This is a genomic window from Ruegeria sp. HKCCD7181 (assembly GCF_057221055.1).
This window is the reverse complement of sequence record NZ_JBWVBC010000003.1, coordinates 286,257-307,568: the sequence shown is the minus strand read 5'-3', so window position 1 is coordinate 307,568 and position 21,312 is coordinate 286,257. Positions and strand designations below refer to the sequence as shown.

Sequence of the window (21,312 nt, the reverse complement as noted above, 5' to 3'; positions counted from 1 at the left end):
CCTGACGAAAGGACTTAAACCATGGCCGCAAAACCATTTTTCCGCCGCCGCAAGGTCTGCCCGTTCTCGGGCGACAACGCGCCGAAGATCGATTACAAAGACACCCGTCTGCTGCAGCGCTACATCTCTGAGCGTGGCAAGATCGTTCCTTCGCGCATCACCGCCGTTTCGGCGAAAAAGCAGCGTGAACTGGCCCGTGCTATCAAGCGCGCCCGCTTCCTCGCCCTGCTGCCCTACGCCGTGAAGTAAGGAGAGACTGACATGCAAGTTATCCTTCTGGAACGCGTTGCGAAACTGGGACAGATGGGCGACGTCGTTGACGTCAAGCCCGGCTTTGCCCGCAACTTCCTGCTGCCGCAAGGCAAAGCGCTGAGCGCGTCCGAGGCGAACATCGCGTCGTTCGAAGCCCAGAAAGCGCAGCTTGAGGCCCGCAACCTGGAAACCAAGAAAGAAGCTGAAGCGCTGGCTGAAAAGCTGGACGGTCAGCAGTTCATCGTGATTCGCTCGGCATCGGATGCCGGCGCTCTGTACGGTTCGGTCACTCCGCGTGACGCCGCAGACGCCGCCACCGAAGCTGGTTTCACCGTCGACAAGAAACAGGTCATCCTGATTGCTCCGATCAAAGATCTGGGCGTGCACTCGGTTGCAGTCAAACTGCACCCCGAGGTTGAGGTCGAAATCAAGATGAACGTCGCCCGTTCGGAAGAAGAAGCCGAACTGCAGGCATCGGGTAAATCGATCCAGGAGCTGGCCGCAGAAGAAGAAGCCGCTGCTGAGTTCGAAATCGCCGAACTGTTCGACGACATCGGCTCGGCCGCTTCGGAAGATGATGATCTGGTCACCGAAGAGGCACCCGCAGAAGACGAAGCAAAAGCCTAATCGGGCTGGCAATATCGTGATCCATGGCCGCGCTGTTTCAGTGCGGCCTTTTTTATACACGTATCCCGCGCAAGTTTCTGCCAGAACCAAGCCTTCCGCTTGCAGTCAAGTGTTTCCCGCATATGATCCGATCGACGATAGGGAGAAATTGTATGGCAAATATGCTTCGTCGCAGCCTGCTGACCATATTTCTGATCGCGCCTCTCGCGGCCTGCGGTGGGCCTGACAAATCAGATGGCACGGACAACTTTAACCCTCCGCTCTATCCCAATGAAACGCCTGAATTGCGCGCCTCGATTAACAAGTGGGCGGACGAGTATGAACTTCCGCGGGAATTGGTCCACAAACTGGCGATCCGCGAAAGTACACACCGCCCCTGGGCCGTGAACCGCCCATATTACGGGCTGCTGCAAGTCCTTCCTGCAACTGCTCGATCCATGGGGTATCGCGGCAACGCTCAGGGGCTGCTGGACGCTGATACCAATCTGGAATTCGCGGGAAAATACTTACGCGGCGCCTGGCTGCTATCCGACGGCGACCAACAGCGCGCCATTTTCCTCTATGCCAAGGGCTATTACCCCGAGGCCAAGAAACGGGGCATGCTGGTTGAAACCGGATTGGTGTCGAGTTCCGATTAAGCTCAAATTGTGCGCAACATGAATTAAAAGCACACTCATAACCAGATGGACCTATACCGGAATTCCGTACCCAAGGCGTGTCCGCGCATTAAATTTCACGCTATGACTGCAAAAAAATCGTGCAATTAGAGCACATTGATTCTTAAAAGGCAGACATTTGCCACATGTTCTTGTCATATGACTGAAAATATGGTGTTTTAAACAACGCTAGGTGGGTGGGATCGTTTGTCCTGGCGTAATTGGGGTCGCCCGTTAAGTCGGGTTTAGGTAGTTAACCTTATGGATATTGTAGATCTCAGCACCCTTCCCCAAGAGGATACTCATTACGATGAGTTCCTTAAGCAGGTCTGCGACAAATTCGAAATGGACCACGCTGCCTATGCGGGCATGAACCCAGCTGCGGGTTCCATCCATGGGCATGTAACTTATGGCGATGACTGGAAAGCGCATTATCAGGAGCAGGGCCTGCACCTGATCGACCCGACATTGCACATGAGCCAACGCAGCATTGCGCCCGTGGACTGGAGTCGGCTCGAACGCAGCAAAGATTTTCAACGAGTTTTCCGGGACGCGCACGATTTCGGCATCCCGGATCAAGGGATAACCATTCCAGTTCGCGGACCATATGGCGATATCGGGTTGCTGAGCGCGACGCGCGATTGCAGCCGCGATGAGTGGAAGAAACTGGTTCCCAACGTAATCAGTGAGCTCCAATCTCTGGCCGTACACATACATGACAACGTCATGACATCCGACACCCTTAGCCGGATGTTGTACCACCCCACCCTGTCCAGCCGTGAGTTGGAGATATTGCAATGGGCCGCGGCCGGTAAATCGCAGCAGGATATCGGAGATATTCTGTCGATTTCCCACCGCACGGTTGAGGTGCATTTGCGCTCCTCCCGCGAAAAGTTGAACGCATTGACGACGCCTCAGGCGGTCGGTCGGGCGATCGGAATCGGGCTAATCTACCCTGGATAAAGCCAAAATCACCAAATTTGAGGCTTGAAAAGCGCAAGATTACGGGAATCCCCCAATAGATTCGCTGTGGAAAACCGGTAACGTTAATTTCACCGACATACCACTCGAAGGGGGATGATATGATCTTAGTAGTTGACGGGTTGAACAGACATCTGTTCAGCGAGGTTCTCGACGACATGTTCGAATTGAGAGCCAGAGTTTTCGGCGGACGTCTCGGTTGGGACGTTAATATCGAAGACGGCAAGGAAATCGACCAGTTCGATCATCTGGATCCTGCATATGTGATCGGTCTCGACGACGGGGGGAATGTCGTCGCAGCCGTGCGTGCACTCCAGACTACTGGTCCGCACATGTTGTCTGATGTTTTCTCAGCAATCCTGTGTGGCGAAGCACCGATCCGAAGCGCTACGATGTGGGAATCCACACGCTTCTGCGTAGACACGCAGCGTCTGACCCGCGGCAAAGAAAAGAACTCAGTGTCCTATGCCACGTGCGAGCTAATGATCGGTTCGCTGGAATATGCCCGCAGTGCGGGTATTAAGGACATCATTACCGTGATCGACCCAGTCATGGACCGTGTTCTCAAGCGATCGAACTGCGCGCCATACGACTACGTTGGACAGACGGTGCCGATGGGCAAGGTCGCGGCCCTCGCTGCATTGCTTGATTGTACGGAAGAACGCATTTCCGGAGTTCGAGAATTCGCTGGAATTCACGAAGATGTCTTCATCGACGAAGAGAAGGCACTGGAGTTGTTCGCAGCCAAGAAAGCAGCCGAGCAAAGCCCCGCAAATCGTGACCACAAACCGCTTACAGATCTCGAGAAGTACTTCGTCGAGCAGATGAGCGCCGCGAAAACCGAAGACGAAAGACAGGCTGTTCTGAAACTGATCGAAGCCCTGTCTGACACTTTCACGCCAGAGCAGAAGACCGCTCTGCTAAAAACCCCCCGTGCTTTTGCTCATGAGGCCTGACCCCCTCACCTCATAAGTACAAAAGCCACCCCATGCGGAGCTGCCCAATGTCAGGCGGCTCCGCTTCTTTTTAAGCCCCTTAGGTTAGGAGCGGGAAGAGGATTACTCCTCTTCCAGTGCCTCAACGGCTTTTTGCAGGTCGTCTTTGCTGACTTCCTTGTCCGAGACCTGAGCCAATTCGAAAACGTAATCGACAACCTTGTCTTCAAAGATCGGTGCCCGCAGTTGCTGTTGCATCTGGGCATTCTGCTGCACGAATTCGAAGAACTGACGTTCCTGACCAGGGTACTGGCGCGCCTGGTTCATGATCGCTTGGGTCATCTCGGCATCGGTAACTTCAACCTCTGCCTTCTGACCCAACTCGGCAAGCAGCAAGCCCAGGCGCACGCGACGCTCGGCCAGCTTGTTGTGCTCTTCAGTAGGCTCGATCGGATCGTGATCGTGGCCTTCGACCTCAGGGTTTTCCTCGTGCCAAAGCTGATGTGCGATCTGCTTGGCCTCTGCCTCAACCAGCGACGGCGGCAGGTCGAATGATACTTTGGCGTCCAGCGCATCCAGCAGCGCACGCTTCATTACCGCACGCGCCGCACCGGTGTACTCCGCCTCCAGACGCTCAGAGATCTGACCCTTCAGGGCTGCCAAATCTTCCGCGCCAAACTTGGTTGCCAGTTCGTCGTTGATCTCGGCGGCGACTGGCTCCTTCACTTCTTTCACGGTGCAGTTGAAGACAGCGTCTTTACCGGCCAGATGCTCGGCTCCGTATTCCTCGGGGAAGGAGACGTTGACGTCTTTTTCTTCCTCGGCCTTCACACCGACCAGCTGCTCTTCAAAACCGGGGATGAAGCTGTTCGAACCCAGAACCAGCGGGTAGTCTTCAGCCGAGCCACCTTCAAACTCTTCGCCGTCAACCTTGCCAACAAAGTCGATCACGACTTGATCGCCATCTTTCGCCTTTGACCCTTTACGGCGTGCTTTGAAATCCTGCGCAGTTTCCGCCAGGTTGTTCAGTGCTTCTTCAACAGCAGCGTCGTCAGCTTTTACAACCAGCTTTTCCAGCTCGACCGACTTCAGGTCAACTTCGGGAATCTCCGGCAGCGCCTCATAGGACATTGCGACCTCGACATCGTCGCCTTCTTTCCAGTCCTCGTTGGTCATCTTGACATCGGGCTGCAGCGCGGGGCGCTCGCCGCTGTCTTCAAAGTGCTTGTTCATGGCACCGTCGATGGTTTCCTGCATGGCCTCGCCCAACAGGCGCTGACCAAACTGCTTTTTCAGCAGCGCCATTGGCACCTTGCCTTTACGGAAACCCTTCATCTCGACTTCGGGCTGCGCTTCGGTCAGCTTCTCGTTGACCTTCTCGTCCAGCTCAGCAGCGGATACGACAATGTTGTAGCCGCGTTTCAGACCTTCGTTCAGCGTCTCGGTAACCTGCATTATGGTAGTCCCCATAGGATTCGGGGCGCGCAAAACGGCGCGCCGGGCAAATTTGACGCCTTCTATTTGCCCCACCGTCCACGTGCAAGGGGCAAAGGCCGGATCAGCCTTGTTTTGCCGTCAATTTGAACAAAAAAACGCCCCGGATCAGACCGGGGCGTTTTTTATCATTCCATCAGGGGATCAGAACTTCCAGAGTGCGCCCAATACCCAAGCTTCGTTTTTGTCAAAGTCGACTGTATCATCGAAGTCATGGTTTCGATATTTCAAATAGGCGTCGGTATTGATGCTGTCGATCCGCTGCACGACCGCAATACCCCAAGACTTGGTGCTGGAACCGCTGTTTTCGAAATCCGACCCGTCAAAATAATCGATACCAACGCCGGTTTTGCCCCAAGAGATCCAGTCCCCCTCGTAAGCAACTTTCGTGTACCAATAATCCGGATCACTAGCACCCGCGGATGTGTCGTCTCGTGTACCTAGGGCTCCTGTAAAACTGAGACCACTAGGCAGCAGAACCGAGGCCGAGCCGATCGTATTTCTGCTCTCACCCGATCCGTCGTCGAAATCGCGCACGGCATAGGCGATGCTTGCAGCCAACTCCACGCCATTCGCGAAGGTATTACCGTAAGAAATGGCTAAGTCGTAATAGTCATCATCGTCGCTACTGGAAAGGACGTTTTGGCCATAGGCAATCGCTCCCGAAAACCCGTTGAAATCAGGCGTGTCATAACGAATGCGGCCCCGGCGCCCGCCGTCAAAATTGCTGGAAGAGGCGCCGACAGTGATATTACTCAGCATGCCATTCGGATCGCGATAGAAAAATGCGCCGTTTTCATCACTAGTGAACGAATACAAGGCGGTCCCGACATAGGACAAGTCAGCTTCAGCAGCTCCATCCGAAGCCATGCTACCCTGGCCCGCCGAAAACTTGCCGTACCCACCCATTAATGAGAAATCCAAATGGCGGATGTCCTCACGGGTCCAACCGTTGGTATTGGTGCCATTCTGGTTGGCCGTGCCGGTACTTGGTAAACCCAATCCGCTTTCAAAGCGAAACATGAATTCGTTGCTGCCATAGGGCTGCATCAGGCGCAAGCCAACGCGGCTGTTGGACAGGTCATTATCCAAAAGACGTGTTTCGGTTTGCACGCCATCATCCACGGAGACAATCACCGGGTCCAACTGACCATACAGCAGCACATATCCGCCGCTGTTGTTCTCGTATTTCAGCTCTGCCGCCGCGGGGATCGCCGTCGTTGCGGCCAGAACGGCTGCAATCGAAGTTCGTTTATAATTCACTGTCATGTCGTTCACCATGAATGGTTCAGGGTTTTTATGTACTTGCCAAATCGTTCACAGATAATTGAGTTTCCAGAGATGGCCTCTTCAAGTTCCGCCTTCATTGCATTTTCGCCACAACCCGTCCACAGAGTGACAAAATTTATAATTTGTTTTCAATAGCTTACCAATTTTCGACCTTCGGACTCACAACAAGCTCAAGCAAATTCTGACGCCGAGCTCTGCATCTTGCAAACACCCGCTATGCATCTGGCGGGATGCGGCGGCGAAAGTTTGCTGCTTTCTCACGCTATCGGCCACTAATTGCCGATCATTGCTAGATATCAAGTTCCCTGAATACCAAAGGAAGCTGCTCGGGAAGATCTTCAGCTATCAAGCCCGGCCCAAACTGACATGCGCATTCCACATGCAGCCAGGCCGCTGTTTCCGCCGCCCGCATGGGGCTGAACCCGCGAGCAAGAAGCCCGGCAATAAAGCCTGCCAGCACATCGCCCGAACCCGCAGTCGCCAGCCACGGAGCCGCGCGCTCATACACCGCCGCGTTGATCGAACACCGCCCGTCCGGCGCTGCAATCACCGTGTCCGGGCCTTTGAACAGCACCACGCACCCTGCCCGTTTTGCCGCCTCACGCGTAGCATCCACCTTGGAATAGGCTGGGCCTTTGGTTGGTGTTGCCGCCAGCTTCTTGGCAATATCCGGGAACAGGCGCAAGAACTCTCCCCCATGTGGGGTAAGTACACAGTTTTCGTGGAGTTGAGAGAACAGATCTGTCGGATCATCCGCAAACGCCGTCAACGCGTCGGCATCCAGAACCGTTGCTCGTTTGGCACTTAGGGCAGCCGGCACCAATTCCTGCGCGCGTTCTATACCTAGTCCCGGACCGAGGCAGAGGGCGTTCAACCGCTCATCCTTCAGCATTTCGGTCAAGCCATCCGCGCCTTCAACCCGCTGCAACATTATGGCCGTCACCAGTGCCGCAACCTCCATCTGAGCGGCCGGAGGCACCGCCAGGGTCACCAACCCCGCCCCAATGCGCAAAGCCCCCCGCGCCGCCAGCCGCGCGGCCCCGGTTTTCGCGGAACCACCCGAGAGGATGAGGGCATGGCCGTGGGTGTATTTGTGCTCGAATGGCTCCTTTATGAGATATGGCGACAAACGGCTTTCATCCACTAGAACACTGAGCACCCTGCCCAGCCTTCTTTCGCCATGACGTTCAATCAAAGCCTTCCGCGAAATCGAGCTTGGTGTCCCAGGAGACGATAGTCCAATGCTCGAAATTGCTGTTTTCCCGCAGTATTCGGGCCCCTCACCAAGAACGTGTCCGCGTTTCTTGCCATGAAAAGTAACTGTGAGGTTCGCACCTACCAAAACACCTTCATCCCCCAGCACCTTGCCGCTATCAGCGCAAAGACCAGACGGAACATCGATTGAAACGACCCTCGGCCACCAAGGATTGGCATGAACCTCAGAACAAATCTGGATGTTGGTGAGAGCGTTCTTCAAACCGTCAATCGAACGTGTAAGCCCCGTCCCGAATAGCGCGTCCAATATCAATTCGGGACCCGCAGAATTGAACGTGTGGACTGCGCGTGTCTTCAAAAGGGCAAGTTCGCTTTCGGTTGGCACAGGCAGGGACAAATCCGAGACTACTCCCCGCTCCGACCACCGGTCATAATTAGTCCGCGCGTCCGGTGGTAGCTTTACGGGATCACCATATAAGAAAACTTCGACTTCCCAACCCTGTTCTTTCAACAGCCGCGCGACAACAAAGCCGTCGCCGCCATTATTTCCCGGCCCGCACAGAACCACGGCTCGGCCAGGAGATTTTGCCAGTTCCGGCCACTCTTCAAATATCGCCTCGACAACGCCCTGCCCGGCCCGCTCCATCAGCTCCAGCCCGGTCACCTCACCGGACTCAATCGCGGCCTGTTCGATGGCCCGCATTTGCGCAGCTGTCAGCAATTCCGTCATCTCAAATCCCTCAGCGATTCAATTCTGATTACTTTTTGTGCAAGTCGATCAAAATTTCACCTGCCGCCTATTTTCTCGGCACACACATACCGCCATTTTCGCAATCAGATTGCCGACCGATCTTAGACGTGATCAGTGCCTTCCTGACAAGTGTTATAGGAGCCCGGGATGAAGAAGATCGAAGCGATCATCAAGCCGTTCAAACTGGACGAAGTGAAAGAGGCGTTGCAGGACGTTGGTGTCCAGGGCCTCAGCGTGATCGAGGTTAAAGGTTTCGGCCGTCAGAAAGGCCACACGGAACTCTATCGTGGTGCGGAATACGTGGTCGACTTTCTACCCAAGGTGAAAGTCGAGGTCGTTCTGGACGACGATCAGGTTGATGCCGCCATCGACGCCATCGTCTCGGCCGCCAAGACCGACAAGATTGGCGACGGCAAGATTTTTGTCTCGCCTATTGAACAATCCATCCGCATCCGCACCGGTGAGACCGGTTCGGACGCGCTGTAACACACTCATCTTCAAATCAGAGGAACAAAGAGAATGAGCAAGGACGCAGTTCTTCAGCTGATCAAGGACGAAGACGCCGAATACGTCGACGTTCGCTTTACTGATCCCCGCGGCAAGCTTCAGCACGTCACGCTGATGGCCGACCAGGTTGACGAGGACTTCCTGGAAGAAGGCTTCATGTTTGACGGCTCCTCCATTGCGGGCTGGAAGTCGATTGAAGCATCTGACATGAAACTGATGGTCGACACCGACAGCGCCTATGTCGATCCGTTCTACGCGGAAAAAACTATCTGTGTGCACTGCTCGGTTGTTGAGCCGGACACCGGCGAAGCTTATGAACGTGATCCGCGCGGCACCGCACAGAAAGCCGAAGCTTATCTGAAAGCGTCCGGTATCGGTGACGTCGCATACATGGGTCCCGAGGCCGAATTCTTCCTGTTCGACGATGTTCGTTTTTCAAACAGCATCAACAAGGTATCCTACGAAGTTGATGCTACCGACGCATCGTGGAACACCGACACCGAATACGAGATGGGCAACATGGGCCACCGTCCGGGCGTCAAGGGCGGTTACTTCCCGGTCAACCCGATCGACGAAGCGCAGGATCTGCGTTCGGAAATGCTGTCGACCATGAAGCGTCTGGGCATGAAGGTCGACAAGCACCACCACGAGGTTGCTTCGTGCCAGCACGAGCTGGGCTTGATCTTCGACAGCCTGACCAAACAGGCCGACGAGCTGCAGAAGTACAAGTACGTCATCCACAACGTTGCGCACGCCTACGGCAAATCGGCCACTTTCATGCCGAAGCCGATCGCAGGCGACAACGGCACTGGCATGCACGTGAACATGTCGATCTGGAAAGACGGCAAGCCTCTGTTCGCGGGTGACAAATACGCTGACCTGTCGGACGAAGCCATTTGGTTCATCGGCGGCATCCTGAAGCACGCCAAGACACTGAACGCCTTCACCAACCCGGCGACCAACAGCTACAAGCGTCTGATCCCCGGGTTTGAAGCCCCCGTTCTGCGCGCCTACTCGGCTCGTAACCGTTCGGGTTGTGTCCGTATTCCGTGGACCGAAAGCCCGAAAGCCAAGCGCGTTGAGGCTCGCTTCCCCGATCCGGCCGCAAACCCCTACCTGGCGTTCGCAGCTCTGCTGATGGCCGGTCTGGACGGCATCAAGAACAAGATCGATCCGGGCGAAGCCATGGACAAGAACCTGTACGATCTGCCTGCCGAAGAACTGGCCGACATCCCGACCGTTTGCGGCTCGCTGCGCGAAGCGCTGGAAGCTCTGGCATCCGATCACGACTTCCTGCTGCAGGGCGACGTGTTCACCAAAGACCAGATCGACGGCTACATCGCGCTGAAGATGGAAGAGGTCGAAACCTACGAGCACACACCGCACCCGGTTGAGTACGGCATGTACTATAGCTGCTAAACTTTGGGGTTAGCGGAGAATTGAAAGGGCGCCTCTTGGGCGCCCTTTTGTTGTTCCTCAGGCACCCGCCTTGACTGAAACATCGGAACGTCAGAGCCTTTCACCCTACGACAAACTTTAGGACTTAGGGAGAATGCGATGCGCCTTATGTTAAAGTTCACGATCCCAGTGGAAAAAGGCAATCAGGCTGAAAGGGACGGAACGCTGGGACAAGCGATTGAAGCGCTGGTAAAAGAGGTCGACGCAGAAGCAGCCTACTTTGCGCTGGAGCACGGTAAACGCATGGGCATCGTGATATTTGAAGAAAGCGATCAAGCCCGCATGCCTGTCATCAACGAGCCATTATTTGCTGCTCTGGACGCCTCAATCGAGATCCAACCCGTATTAACCGCAGACGACTTGCAGCGCGGTTTGTAAGCACAACACGCTTCGAGTGGGCGCTTGTTGTTGTTGTCACAACTAAACGCGAGCCCCGAATTGAATTGGCTGGCCCTAAGGAAAACATTCATGTCGCGCATCGCTTTGTTTATTGCATTTGTACTTACCCTGCCTGTTTCGGCTCTGGCCGCCCCATGCGGAAACACAGGCAGCGGATTTGAGGAGTGGAAAAAAGACTTTTCCAATCAAGCGCGCAAGGCCGGCGTCAAGAAAAAGGGGCTGCAAGCCTTAGCGCAGGCGCAATATGCAACGCGCACCATTGCAGCGGATCGCAACCAGAAGAGTTTCAAGTACTCGCTGGACAAGTTCATGCAGGTACGTGGTGCAAATACGATCGTGGCACAAGGCCGCAAGCGCAAGGCGGCCAACCCACAATTCTACGCTGCGCTGGAAAACCAATACGGGGTACCAGCCGGCATTCTGATTGCCATTCACGGTATGGAAACAGGCTTTGGAAACTTCATGGGAGACAGCCAGGTTGTTTCAGCAATAACAACGCTGGCCTATGATTGTCGCCGATCCGAGTTCTTCGTCCCCCATGCAATTGGGGCACTGAAACTGGTCGATGCGGGCAGTATCACAGTGGCAACAAAAGGGGCAAAACATGGCGAATTGGGTCATACACAGTTTCTTCCCGGCAATGCGCTAACCTATGGTGTGGATGCCACAGGAGACCGGCGCGTGGATTTCTACAATATGACCGATGCTTTAGCCTCAACTGCAAATTTCTTGCGTAAGAAAGGGTGGAAACGGGGTCGTGGCTATCAACAGGGGCAACCGAATTTCAAAGTAATAGAACAGTGGAACGCCGCAACCGTCTATCAGCAGTCCATTGCCATAATGGCGCAACGAATCGACAACTAGCTCGATCTGGTTTCGAACACGGTCGCTCCCTGATTTAGCCACATTGCTGCCACAGTAGATGGGAAAAGCCTTAATTCCTTTGGTTTCCAAGACGTAATCAATAGTGCCGAATTTTCTTTTTTTTCCATTTTCGTCAAATTCTCCCCCTTATCGCTGGATAACATCCTGTTGCAGAGTGAACGCACAAAGGAAAACGCTGTGACTGCAAAGCACAGATACCATGGTGGTCTTCAGTTCAACGGCGATGCAGATCGCGCGCTTGAGCGGTTCAGTGACATCGTTGGAACCACGCTAGAAGACTACGGTCACCTGGTTGAACGCAAAACGTTGCTCAGCGCATCCGAGGCCAGTGTCGTCTCAAGCCAGTATCTGGTGCGCCTGTCATTGGAGACGGAGGGTACCGAGGAAACCGACCGTTACGAGAGGATGGATCGCGCCGCTGGCCTCAAGACTCTGACGCGTTCTACACCCTCTCGCCCCCGTAACCGTTTGACCTTGAACATTGCCCCGGTGTCAGAGCTGTTGGACGATACTGAAGTATCCGAGATGATGCTGGTTGTGATTCTGTACCGCATGGTCGACATCTGTTCGACCCAGAGGATCGAATGGCTTTCACCAAATACGGTTCTGACTCTTGAACAATTTCTCAGTGCCTTCGATACACTTGCCCCCCGAAAGCCCAGAGACCGCAAGCAGATCTTCAGTGCGGTCAGCGGACAGTTTGCCGGCCTCGAAATTCCTGATGCTGTTGCCGACGTCGTGGAAATGGCTAAACCCAAGCCTCGTCCCATCCAATTGACCGACGATCAACTGCTGAGTATCGCCTTTCGCACTGAACCCGTGGCGCCCCTGAAGCTGAATGACTCGGAGCCGTCAGAACTAGAGGATGAGCGACCAAGCGACATCCTGCGGCTGACCAGTTGGGGCATGACAGGCGCATTGGCCAGCGTATCGGCCCCTGTTGCCATCTCGATGGCCGCTGTCAACCTGATCCGCGGCGAGGATTTCCGGCTTAACACTCAGGTCCTGGCTTTGACCATGGCCATCTTCGGTCTTAACACAAGCGGCGCAATTGCCGGCGTGGTGAACGCAATCAGCATGTAATCAAATTACCAAGACCCTCCTAGGAGGCCCCGCCGTCAGGCGGGGTTTTCTGTTTTGGCCATGTGATCTGCCAGCAGAACATAGGTGTGAATTGAAAACACAACCGCCTGGGTCTGCGGCAAGCGCAAGAGAGTTTGCCGTTCACTGCGCAGGTAACGGGCGGATTCCTTATCACGGATTTCACGCCGGTTTGCGGTGCATCGTGGTTGGAAAAGCTCGGGGTCCTGATACCAGAGCGCATTGAAACGCCAAATGGGGCGGCCGGGCTGAATACCATTGAACAGGCGCTGAACCCGGCGAGCGATATTGGCATCGTAACTTTCGACAGGCTGGTGGATTCCAATCAGCGGCCGCATGAATTTCTCGGACAAACACCAGCTGGCAGGAAAACACAGGATAGCCCCCGTCAGGATGTGCTCCTCGCCCTGCTTTTGCAGAATGCAAAAATCCTCCTGCACCAACAGGCACAGGGTCTCTAGCGGGTTGTCTCTGTCAATGGCAACTACAACACCGTCTGCGCGCGTGACCTGGTCTTTGGCCCCCGGATAAGCGTGCAGCAAAACAGTTTCCAGCAACTCCTGTGCGGCGGGTTTGGACGAAGGGTCCATTGCCAAAACATCGGCACGATGCGTTTCCAACAGTGTCTTGCGCCGTTGCATCTGGGCAGCAAACGCCTCGTCTTGATGCAGCCAGGTTTCCATGTTCGCGGGCTGGATACCGGGCAACTTCTGTTCAATGAGCGGGTCGTAGGGGATGTCGGTCTGCAAAATGGTCGTCATGGTACTGATCTATCATTCAACAATTGAATTGTCGGTCAAAAAGCGACCACTGCCCCGTCGCAAATCACCGCGACGCAGTTACTGTGTTTCTCCACGGTCGGAGTAATACGCAGGGAGGCCCACTATGAATCGGCACTACAGGGACACTCGTAAAATTGATCCGACCCGAGGATCTGTGCTCGGCGACGGAACTCCGAACGACAACAACCGAATTGAGATCGGGCCAACCCAACTGGCCTTTTCGGAGTGGGCCGCAGCTGGCCTGACCCTGCCGAACCTTGAAAGCATGCGGGAATATCGCTGGAAACGACTGACCCAAGGAATTGTGGATCGTGGCTATGGCGGGCTTTTGATGTTCGACCCGCTGAACATTCGTTACGCAACCGACAGCACGAACATGCAGCTTTGGAATTCCCATAACCCGTTCCGGGCTGTTCTAGTTTGCGCCGATGGTTACATGGTGATCTGGGATTACAAGAACTCGCCCTTCTTATCCAAATTCAACCCTCTGGTGCGCGAGCAACGCTCGGGCGCTGACTTGTTCTATTTCGATCGCGGCGACAAGGTCGACGTAGCTGCAGATATCTTTTCGAACGAGGTGCGAACCCTGATCGATGAACATGGCGGCGGTAACAAGCGGCTGGGTGTAGACAAAATCATGCTGCACGGCCTGCGCGCACTCGAGGCGCAGGGCTTTGAGATCATGGAAGGCGAAGAGCTGACCGAAAAAACCCGCGCCATCAAGGGACCAGATGAGATCCTGGCCATGCGATGCGCCAACCACGCCTGTGAAACGGCTGTGGCCGAGATGGAAGTGTTCGCCCGCGCCAATGTGGGCAACGGACAAACCTCTGAGGATGACATCTGGGCGGTTCTGCACGCTGAAAACATTCGCCGAGGCGGGGAGTGGATCGAAACCCGTCTTCTGGCCTCAGGTCAGCGCACAAACCCGTGGTTTCAGGAATGCGGCCCCCGGATCACGCAACAGAACGAAATCGTTGCCTTTGACACCGACCTGATCGGCTCTTACGGCATCTGCATCGATATTTCGCGCACGTGGTGGATCGGAGATCAAAAGCCACGCGCGGACATGATTTATGCCATGCAGCACGCACACGAGCATATCATGACCAATATGGAGATGTTGAAACCCGGCGTGATGATCCCGGAACTGACGGCCAACGCGCACAAGCTGGACGACAAGTTTCAGGCGCAGAAATACGGCTGCCTGATGCATGGCGTGGGCCTCTGTGACGAATGGCCTCTGGTCGCCTATCCCGACAGTGCGGTCGCGGGCTCGTATGACTACCCGCTGGAACCCGGCATGGTCCTGTGTGTCGAGGCCTGCGTCGGTGAAGTTGGCGGGGATTTTTCGATCAAGCTGGAAGATCAGGTTCTCATCACCGAGGATGGTTATGAAAACCTGACCAAATATCCTTTTGATCCACAGCTGATGGGTCTGGCATGACGCCTCAGTTCGACCAATTCGATCGTCGTACGTTGCCGTGCCAGTCCTCGGATACTGTTTCTGTTACTTCATGCTTGGTGGAATTGCTTGGCGGCCAATTCTGACCAAGTGTAAATCCAACAATTCCAGTCACCGCAATAATGACCAGAAGATCCGGGCGCAAAATCGCGATACGCCGCGCTGAAGCAATATGTGCCATTTAGGCCTCCTTGGCTGAACAAATCGGACAGCCTTAACATGAGAGCCCACATCGCTTAATTAAATCGAATATTTAATTAACCCTCCATCACAAATATTGAAGATATGAAAACGGTACTTCCGACGCGACTTCAACCGGTTGCTCGTACTTTGCTCACCTTACCGTGACGGTTCTTACATTGGGGTTGAGACGCTCGACCAATGTACACAGTATTGTCCTCACCCCGAGATGTAAGGAACTGCCATGCCCACCGAACGCACTACATTTGCCGGTCATGACGGCAATCGGCTTGCCGCGCGACTTGATTTGCCGGATGGGCCAGTTCTTGCTACGGCGTTGTTTGCGCATTGTTTCACCTGTTCCAAAGATATTCCGGCGGCTCGGCGCATCTCGGCGCGATTGGCTGCAATGGGTATTGCGGTGCTGCGTTTCGATTTCACCGGGCTTGGCCATTCCGACGGAGAATTCGCCAACACAACCTTCACTTCGAATGTCGAAGACCTGATCGCAGCCGCACAATACCTAGCTGGCAGGAACATGCCCCCGGCCCTTCTGATCGGTCATTCTCTGGGCGGCGCGGCGGTGCTACGCGCGCGGGCGGGCATACCGTCGGTCAAGGCAGTCGTGACCCTGGGCGCCCCTGCCGACCCGAGCCACGTTTCCCATCATTTCGAAGCGGCGCTGTCCGAGATCCAACAGGAAGGCAGCGCTGAGGTCATGCTAGGCGGCCGCCCTTTCCGCATTGGAAAGGCCTTCGTGGACGACATCTCAAGAACCGCGCTGGAATCAGCTATCGCCGAGCTCAAAGCCGCGCTCTTGATCCTGCATGCGCCACGGGATGAGACCGTCAGCATCGACAACGCCAGCGCCATCTTTCTGGCCGCGAAACACCCAAAGAGTTTTGTGACCCTTGATGATGCGGATCATCTGATCACGCGTGCCGAAGATGCTGAGTATGCCGCCGAGGTGATCTCGGCCTGGGTATCGCGATATGTCAGGCTCTCTCCTCCGGCTCCGCCACCGGGTGCCCCTGAAGGCGTTGTACGGGTGACCGAAGTCGACCCTGCCGGCTATCTGCAGGACATTCAGTCGGGTCCCCGTCACCACGCGGTTGCAGACGAACCCGCCTCCTATGGCGGTACCGACCGGGGAATGTCGCCCTATGGCTTTGTCGCATCCGGTCTTGGGGCCTGCACGTCCATGACGATCCGCATGTATGCCCGCCGTAAACGCTGGCCCCTGACCGGGATCACTGTCGATGTGTGTCACAACAAGGTGCATGCGCAGGATGCAGGTATGAACGGAGACGGCAAAGTGGATCAATTTCGTCGCAAAATCCGACTGGAAGGTCCTTTGGATCAGGACCAGAAAGCCAAGCTGCTGGAAATTGCGGACAAATGCCCGGTGCATCGAACTTTGGAAGGTTCGGCGCATATTACGACGGAACTGATTGCTTAGATTCTCTTCAAAAAAATGGGCCGCATCTGCGGCTCATTTGCTTTTAACGCCGACGCGGTGCCGGGCGATGGATCGGTGGTCGGGCTGTGGGTGGGCGCGCGACCGGAGGACGCGGACGTGCCGGCGGCTTCGCGATCGGAGGCGTTGGGCGCGCCGGCGGTTTACCCACGGGAGGCTTAGTGGGCCGATCTGGCCGGTCGGGAAGATTCACATCAACGTTTACGTCGTGGTAATAGTCATTCCACAGCATCGAGTCATAAAACGGGTCATACCCATAGCCAACACCCACTGATACTCCGTCGCAGGCCGAGAGCGTTAGCGTCGAAGCCCCCAGTCCCAGTGCCAGAACAGTTCGTCTCAGGAATTTGCGTGTCATCCGAGCCTCCTTACTGCGCGGACCGGAACGACGCAAAAACGGCGTTCAAGTCGTCTACATAGGCCGGATCGGCCCCATCGCGCAGGATAGCGACAACAATGGCCACACGGTTTCGCGGCAAATCGATTACGGTCGCGGTAAAATTTATCCCGCGGCCATCCCGGCTGCCGGTGCCGCGGATCACGCGTGCAGGCAATCCGCCGATCCGGGTGTTGCTGGTGCCGGTCACGGTTGGCTCTTTCACCAGAAACTTGTCGATATCCCCGAGGTATTGCAGTCCGTCGTCGATATTCGCCACGCCCGAGGGCGAAACGAACCCCATCCAAACATTGTCGTCAGTGACCGGCCTGACCCCCATGACCCGCGCCACGGCTCTGGGGTCGCCCAGTTCGGTATCCTCGATTTCACGCGGTCCACCCGTTCGCAACGCCCAAAAATCCGGAACGACAAAACGAAACAGCGCGCGGCCTTCGTCCGTATAAGTGACCGGTGTATCGGCCCAAGACGGGGCCACGCCACCCAGCCACATCGCAGCGCACGCGGCGAGTGCTGATCTAAAAAAAATATCCATATCTCAAAAACCTGATCATTTCTCAGGCACCAGATTGGCCCGCAAGTCTACGCCTTGTCCAGCAGGACATTGGAGTGGCAGCAAAAAAACCCGCGCCCGAAATGCATCGGCCGCGGGTTACGAATGCGCGTGTTTTGCTGGATCAGGCGCGCGCGTCGCCTACCAGTTTCCAAAGGCCGGGGATCAGCACTGCTGCCAGCGCAAGTTTGATCGCATCACCCAGCAGGAACGGGGTCAGGCCCCATTCCAGGATCGGCTTGTCCCAACCATAGAGCTGGCCCAGCCACAGCAGACCCGGCACGTAAATCAGAATATTGGCCAGCACCAGCGCCAGCGCCAATTTACCAACCGACCGGTCCCAGCCTCGCGCAGCCAGGGCACCCAGCAAAACGGTAGCCATCAGGTAACCAACAAGGTAGCCGCCAGTGCCACCCATCATGTAGGTCAGACCAAATTTCTCAGCCGACGAGCCGGCGAAGACATCGAAACCCAACGCGCCAATCAGCAGGTAACCCAGCATGGTTGCCAGACCCAGACGTGCGCCATACGCAGTGCCGATCGTCAGCACAGCAAAGGTGCCCATGGTGATCGGAACCGGCCACATCGGCACTTTGATCTTGGCAGCAATGGCCAGGGCAACGATACCCAAAGCCACCAGAACCGCTTGCTTCACGCGCAGAGCTGTCCCCTCGCGCGGGCCAATTGCATTGGCTAAGACATTTGCATTCATTGTGCTTTCTCCCTCAGCGAACCCGAATTCTGCGATAGCAATGACTTGTCGCAGCCTTTACTGCAAGATGATTACGCTATCGCAGCACATACTCCGTATCCATTTTATAGGATTTTCTGGGTCCTGACACCGTCCAGCGGACATTCCATCGCGGCCATCGAGAAAAATCATACCGCACCTCATAACTGTCTGGCGGGCAATCATGATGGTCTTCCGGATGCGGTACACCCAGTTTCAGCGCGTGAAAATAGCGGTTGTCGTCAAAATGGATCGCTATCTCGTCCCCGGCGTCGCGCCACAAATACCTACGCGTACCTTTCATGGCGGGCTGGTTGGGAATGTACAGCGTAACCTCTTCTTCATAGACAAGCCCGTCGTCCGACGCGCGCAGGACCGCTTGCCCATCAGCCTGAACCACCTGCCCGGCAAAGGCGTCGCGTATGGTTCGTGTGAGGCTCCAATCGCCTGCAAATTCGGCAAGTGCTCTCGGTGCCATCACTTGACGAATGTCCCGTCGGTCGTGCCCCCGTTGTCGTCGATGAACCGGATCTTGTCTCCACTTAGCTGCATGTCATAGCAGGCCCACAGATCCGATGGCGGCCAGAGTGAGCAGTACCGATCCTCGCGTACCGCCCATCGTCCTGCACTTGGGCGCCCTGAGAAGTATTGCGTCAGCATGGTCTCGTCGAAGGTCTGCCAAATGCCTTCGCCGTAATCCAGTTTCTGACCAGACAGCGCTGTCAGAATTTCATCGCCGGTCAGCGTGCGGAACTCCTCAGCTGCCAGAAATCCCGGCCATATCGACAAAATCAGGGCAAACCGTCTCATACCCGCACTCGCGTCTTGTTCCCTTGTGCCCGCGGGTTTAAACCCCGCGCCAACGCCTCATCCCAACCATAAAAAGGTGCTGCCGCCAATGATTCCCCGCTATTCCCGCCCTGAAATGGTCGCCATCTGGTCGCCCGAGACCAAGTTCCGCATCTGGTACGAGATCGAGGCCCATGCCTGCGATGCCATGGCTGATCTGGGAGTTATCCCGCGCGAAAACGCCGAGGCCGTGTGGAAAGCCAAGGACGTGGAATTCGATGTGGCGCGTATCGACGAGATCGAAGCGGTTACCAAGCACGACGTCATCGCGTTCCTGACCCATCTGGCCGAACATGTGGGCAGCGACGAGGCCCGTTTTGTGCATCAGGGCATGACCAGCTCGGACGTTCTGGACACATGTTTCAACGTGCAACTGACCCGCGCCGCCGATATCCTGATCGCCGATCTCGAAGGACTACTGGCCGCGCTCAAGCGCCGTGCGATAGAGCACAAGGAAACCATCCGGATCGGCCGCAGCCACGGGATCCACGCTGAACCCACCACCATGGGCCTGACTTTCGCCCGCTTCTATGCCGAGATGGACCGCAACCTGTCCCGTATGCGCGACGCCCGTGCCGAGATCGCAACTGGCGCCATCTCGGGCGCGGTCGGCACATTTGCCAACATCGATCCGCAGGTCGAAGAACATGTCTGCGACAAGCTGGGGCTAGTGCCGGAGCCGATCAGCACTCAGGTGATCCCACGCGACCGCCACGCGGCCTTCTTTGCCACACTGGGTGTCATCTCCAGCAGCATTGAAAATATCGCTATCGAAATCCGGCACATGCAGCGGACCGAGGTGCTGGAGGCCGAAGAGTTCTTCTCGAAAGGTCAAAAGGGCTCGTCCGCGATGCCGCACAAGCGCAATCCGGTGCTGACCGAGAACCTGACCGGGCTGGCCCGTCTGGTCCGCATGGCCGTCGTACCCGCGATGGAGAACGTGGCCCTGTGGCACGAGCGTGACATCAGCCACAGCTCGGTCGAGCGCAATATCGGCCCCGACGCCACCGTAACTCTGGACTTTGCTTTGTCGCGCCTGACCTCCGTCATCGACAAACTTGTCGTTTACCCTGAAAACATGCTGGCCAACATGAACAAGTTCCGTGGTTTGGTCATGAGCCAACGCGTTCTGCTGGCCCTGACTCAGGCCGGTGTCAGCCGTGAAGATGCGTATCGTCTGGTCCAGCGCAATGCGATGAAAGTTTGGGAAGAAGGCAAGGATTTCAAAACCGAATTGCTGGGTGATGCGGATGTGACGGCAGCCCTGAGCGCTGATGAGATCGAAGAAAAGTTCGACCTCGGCTATCATACCAAGCACGTTGATACGATTTTCGCGCGCGTGTTCGGCGATTAAGCCCAAGCTGTTAGTGATTTCGGCAAGGCCTGGCTGCAATTTGCGGGTCAGGCCTTGTTCTTTGCCAGATAGGAAAAAATCGGGTACCCTCTAGGTGCATTTTCCGCAAAGGAGAAACACTATGGTCCGAACTCTACTCTGCTCATTGGCTTTAGTATTTGCAGCTTCGACTGGATTTGCCTGCAGCGCACATTCAAAGCAGACCCAATCCTGTGCAGAAGGCACATTTTGGGACACTGAATCCCAAAGCTGCATGAAAATCGCCAACAGCTGACAATTTTCTTTCCTACTTGTGAATAAAAGCGACCATTGGGTTGTTAGCTTTTTTGAAGATCACACTATCCTTCTGAAAGCAGCCCCGAGAACGGAGTAGGAAAATGCGTCTTGTATTAGTTTCAGCAATTGCCCTTCAAGCTTTTGCCTTTGCGCCCATTGCCCATGCCGCAGGCGGCGGAGACAGCAGCCCGCCAAAACCGACCAACACCACCAAAAAATGTCTGTTTGGCCGCGTCTATGACGAGACACGAGGGCGGTGTGTTAAACCGAACAAGACCAATTTCTCCGAAGAGCAATTGTATGACGCCGTGCGCGAGCTAGCTTATGCCGGGCAGTATGAACATGCCCAAGACATCCTGCGCATCATGGATCAGAATGATGACCGCGTGTTGACCTATTGGGGCTTCACCTATCGGAAAATGGGCGAATTGGCGCTGGCTAATGCGTATTATGAAGACGCCATTACGGCCAACCCCGATAATGTTCTGGCCCGCAGCTATATGGGTCAGGGCTTTGTTTCCGAAGGAAAAACTGACCTCGCGATTGCGCAGTGGCGCGAAATCAAAGCGCGCGGCGGCGAAGGAACATGGGCCGAAACTTCCCTCCGCGAAGCGATCCGAACAGGGCTGACCTACAGCTATTAGGGTTCAGGGTTTCTTTACCCGACTCTCTGTAATCTGCCTGCAACGCGCAATTTGGCA

Annotated in this window: 24 protein-coding genes; 14 read left to right on the top strand and 10 right to left on the bottom strand. The window is 55.6% G+C overall.

The features are described from left to right. The first annotated feature begins 21 nt into the window (after positions 1 to 21). The 5 genes from rpsR (at position 22) to AC2TCY_RS08230 (ending at position 3,472) form a co-directional block, all read left to right on the top strand. Positions 22 to 249: a 30S ribosomal protein S18 gene (gene rpsR, locus AC2TCY_RS08250; RefSeq protein WP_005982441.1), complete on the top strand. Its 228-nt coding sequence runs from the start codon at positions 22 to 24 to the stop codon at positions 247 to 249. A gap of 12 nt (positions 250 to 261) precedes the next feature. Next, positions 262 to 879 carry a 50S ribosomal protein L9 gene (gene rplI / locus AC2TCY_RS08245; RefSeq protein ID WP_480846737.1) on the top strand — a complete coding sequence of 206 codons (618 nt, stop codon included), beginning with the start codon at positions 262 to 264 and terminating at the stop codon, positions 877 to 879. A gap of 152 nt (positions 880 to 1,031) precedes the next feature. Further along, positions 1,032 to 1,517, top strand: coding sequence for a transglycosylase SLT domain-containing protein (locus AC2TCY_RS08240; RefSeq protein WP_480846736.1), 486 nt, complete (start codon positions 1,032 to 1,034; stop codon positions 1,515 to 1,517). Positions 1,518 to 1,796: 279 nt separating this feature from the next. Further along, a complete protein-coding gene (locus AC2TCY_RS08235; RefSeq protein ID WP_480846735.1) occupies positions 1,797 to 2,498 on the top strand; it encodes an autoinducer binding domain-containing protein in 702 nt (233 codons plus the stop codon). Between the two features lie 119 nt (positions 2,499 to 2,617). After that, positions 2,618 to 3,472 carry an acyl-homoserine-lactone synthase gene (locus AC2TCY_RS08230; RefSeq protein WP_480846734.1) on the top strand — a complete coding sequence of 285 codons (855 nt, stop codon included), beginning with the start codon at positions 2,618 to 2,620 and terminating at the stop codon, positions 3,470 to 3,472. Between the two features lie 102 nt (positions 3,473 to 3,574). On the opposite strand, the gene tig is transcribed toward AC2TCY_RS08230, so the two are convergent. The 3 genes from tig to AC2TCY_RS08215 all read right to left on the bottom strand — a co-directional run bounded on the left by tig (position 3,575) and on the right by AC2TCY_RS08215 (position 8,180). Further along, positions 3,575 to 4,906 carry a trigger factor gene (gene tig / locus AC2TCY_RS08225; RefSeq protein ID WP_480846733.1) on the bottom strand — a complete coding sequence of 444 codons (1,332 nt, stop codon included), beginning with the start codon at positions 4,904 to 4,906 and terminating at the stop codon, positions 3,575 to 3,577. A gap of 183 nt (positions 4,907 to 5,089) precedes the next feature. Beyond that, a complete protein-coding gene (locus tag AC2TCY_RS08220) occupies positions 5,090 to 6,214 on the bottom strand; it encodes a porin (RefSeq protein WP_480846731.1) in 1,125 nt (374 codons plus the stop codon). A gap of 310 nt (positions 6,215 to 6,524) precedes the next feature. Further along, a complete protein-coding gene (locus tag AC2TCY_RS08215; protein ID WP_480846730.1) occupies positions 6,525 to 8,180 on the bottom strand; it encodes an NAD(P)H-hydrate dehydratase in 1,656 nt (551 codons plus the stop codon). Positions 8,181 to 8,348: 168 nt separating this feature from the next. Between AC2TCY_RS08215 and AC2TCY_RS08210 the strand changes: the two genes are divergently transcribed. The 5 genes from AC2TCY_RS08210 (at position 8,349) to AC2TCY_RS08190 (ending at position 12,533) form a co-directional block, all read left to right on the top strand. Beyond that, entirely contained in the window at positions 8,349 to 8,687 is a 339-nt protein-coding gene (locus AC2TCY_RS08210; RefSeq protein WP_480846729.1) for a P-II family nitrogen regulator, read from the top strand. 33 nt (positions 8,688 to 8,720) lie between these two features. Then, positions 8,721 to 10,127, top strand: coding sequence for a type I glutamate--ammonia ligase (gene glnA / locus AC2TCY_RS08205; protein WP_480846727.1), 1,407 nt, complete (start codon positions 8,721 to 8,723; stop codon positions 10,125 to 10,127). A 138-nt stretch (positions 10,128 to 10,265) separates the two neighbouring features. Continuing rightward, positions 10,266 to 10,544: a hypothetical protein gene (locus tag AC2TCY_RS08200; RefSeq protein WP_480846726.1), complete on the top strand. Its 279-nt coding sequence runs from the start codon at positions 10,266 to 10,268 to the stop codon at positions 10,542 to 10,544. Between the two features lie 90 nt (positions 10,545 to 10,634). Next, a complete protein-coding gene (locus AC2TCY_RS08195) occupies positions 10,635 to 11,429 on the top strand; it encodes a lytic murein transglycosylase (RefSeq protein ID WP_480846725.1) in 795 nt (264 codons plus the stop codon). 198 nt (positions 11,430 to 11,627) lie between these two features. Next, on the top strand, positions 11,628 to 12,533 hold the full coding sequence (locus AC2TCY_RS08190) for a hypothetical protein (RefSeq protein WP_480846723.1): 906 nt from the start codon (positions 11,628 to 11,630) through the stop codon (positions 12,531 to 12,533). A gap of 35 nt (positions 12,534 to 12,568) precedes the next feature. On the opposite strand, the gene AC2TCY_RS08185 is transcribed toward AC2TCY_RS08190, so the two are convergent. After that, complete coding sequence (locus AC2TCY_RS08185; RefSeq protein ID WP_480846722.1) at positions 12,569 to 13,312, bottom strand: heme-dependent oxidative N-demethylase family protein; 744 nt, start codon at positions 13,310 to 13,312, stop codon at positions 12,569 to 12,571. A 124-nt stretch (positions 13,313 to 13,436) separates the two neighbouring features. Here AC2TCY_RS08185 and dddP point away from each other — a divergent pair, with 124 nt between their 5' ends. Beyond that, a complete protein-coding gene (gene dddP, locus AC2TCY_RS08180) occupies positions 13,437 to 14,780 on the top strand; it encodes a dimethylsulfonioproprionate lyase DddP (protein WP_480846721.1) in 1,344 nt (447 codons plus the stop codon). Positions 14,781 to 14,784: 4 nt separating this feature from the next. Here the strand turns inward: dddP and AC2TCY_RS08175 are convergent, their stop codons facing one another. After that, positions 14,785 to 14,979, bottom strand: a complete 195-nt coding sequence (locus AC2TCY_RS08175) for a hypothetical protein (RefSeq protein WP_480846720.1) — start codon at positions 14,977 to 14,979, stop codon at positions 14,785 to 14,787. A gap of 243 nt (positions 14,980 to 15,222) precedes the next feature. On the opposite strand from AC2TCY_RS08175, the gene AC2TCY_RS08170 reads away from it, so the two are divergent. After that, positions 15,223 to 16,437 (top strand): bifunctional alpha/beta hydrolase/OsmC family protein, encoded by a 1,215-nt coding sequence (locus AC2TCY_RS08170; protein ID WP_480846719.1) that lies wholly within the window; start codon positions 15,223 to 15,225, stop codon positions 16,435 to 16,437. A gap of 43 nt (positions 16,438 to 16,480) precedes the next feature. Here the strand turns inward: AC2TCY_RS08170 and AC2TCY_RS08165 are convergent, their stop codons facing one another. From AC2TCY_RS08165 to AC2TCY_RS08145, 5 genes are all read right to left on the bottom strand, one after another. Next, positions 16,481 to 16,813 (bottom strand): hypothetical protein, encoded by a 333-nt coding sequence (locus tag AC2TCY_RS08165; protein WP_480846718.1) that lies wholly within the window; start codon positions 16,811 to 16,813, stop codon positions 16,481 to 16,483. 10 nt (positions 16,814 to 16,823) lie between these two features. Further along, positions 16,824 to 17,384, bottom strand: coding sequence for a hypothetical protein (locus tag AC2TCY_RS08160; RefSeq protein ID WP_480846717.1), 561 nt, complete (start codon positions 17,382 to 17,384; stop codon positions 16,824 to 16,826). A gap of 142 nt (positions 17,385 to 17,526) precedes the next feature. Continuing rightward, positions 17,527 to 18,114: a biotin transporter BioY gene (locus tag AC2TCY_RS08155; RefSeq protein WP_480846715.1), complete on the bottom strand. Its 588-nt coding sequence runs from the start codon at positions 18,112 to 18,114 to the stop codon at positions 17,527 to 17,529. Positions 18,115 to 18,190: 76 nt separating this feature from the next. Next, positions 18,191 to 18,610 carry a DUF6314 family protein gene (locus AC2TCY_RS08150; protein ID WP_480846713.1) on the bottom strand — a complete coding sequence of 140 codons (420 nt, stop codon included), beginning with the start codon at positions 18,608 to 18,610 and terminating at the stop codon, positions 18,191 to 18,193. Further along, positions 18,610 to 18,942 carry a hypothetical protein gene (locus AC2TCY_RS08145; RefSeq protein WP_480846711.1) on the bottom strand — a complete coding sequence of 111 codons (333 nt, stop codon included), beginning with the start codon at positions 18,940 to 18,942 and terminating at the stop codon, positions 18,610 to 18,612. The genes AC2TCY_RS08150 and AC2TCY_RS08145 overlap by 1 nt, the downstream gene beginning before the upstream one ends. 88 nt (positions 18,943 to 19,030) lie before the next feature. Here AC2TCY_RS08145 and purB point away from each other — a divergent pair, with 88 nt between their 5' ends. Then, a complete protein-coding gene (gene purB / locus AC2TCY_RS08140) occupies positions 19,031 to 20,335 on the top strand; it encodes an adenylosuccinate lyase (RefSeq protein ID WP_480846710.1) in 1,305 nt (434 codons plus the stop codon). A 377-nt stretch (positions 20,336 to 20,712) separates the two neighbouring features. Beyond that, entirely contained in the window at positions 20,713 to 21,255 is a 543-nt protein-coding gene (locus AC2TCY_RS08135) for a tetratricopeptide repeat protein (RefSeq protein WP_480846708.1), read from the top strand. The last annotated feature ends 57 nt before the right edge of the window (positions 21,256 to 21,312 follow it).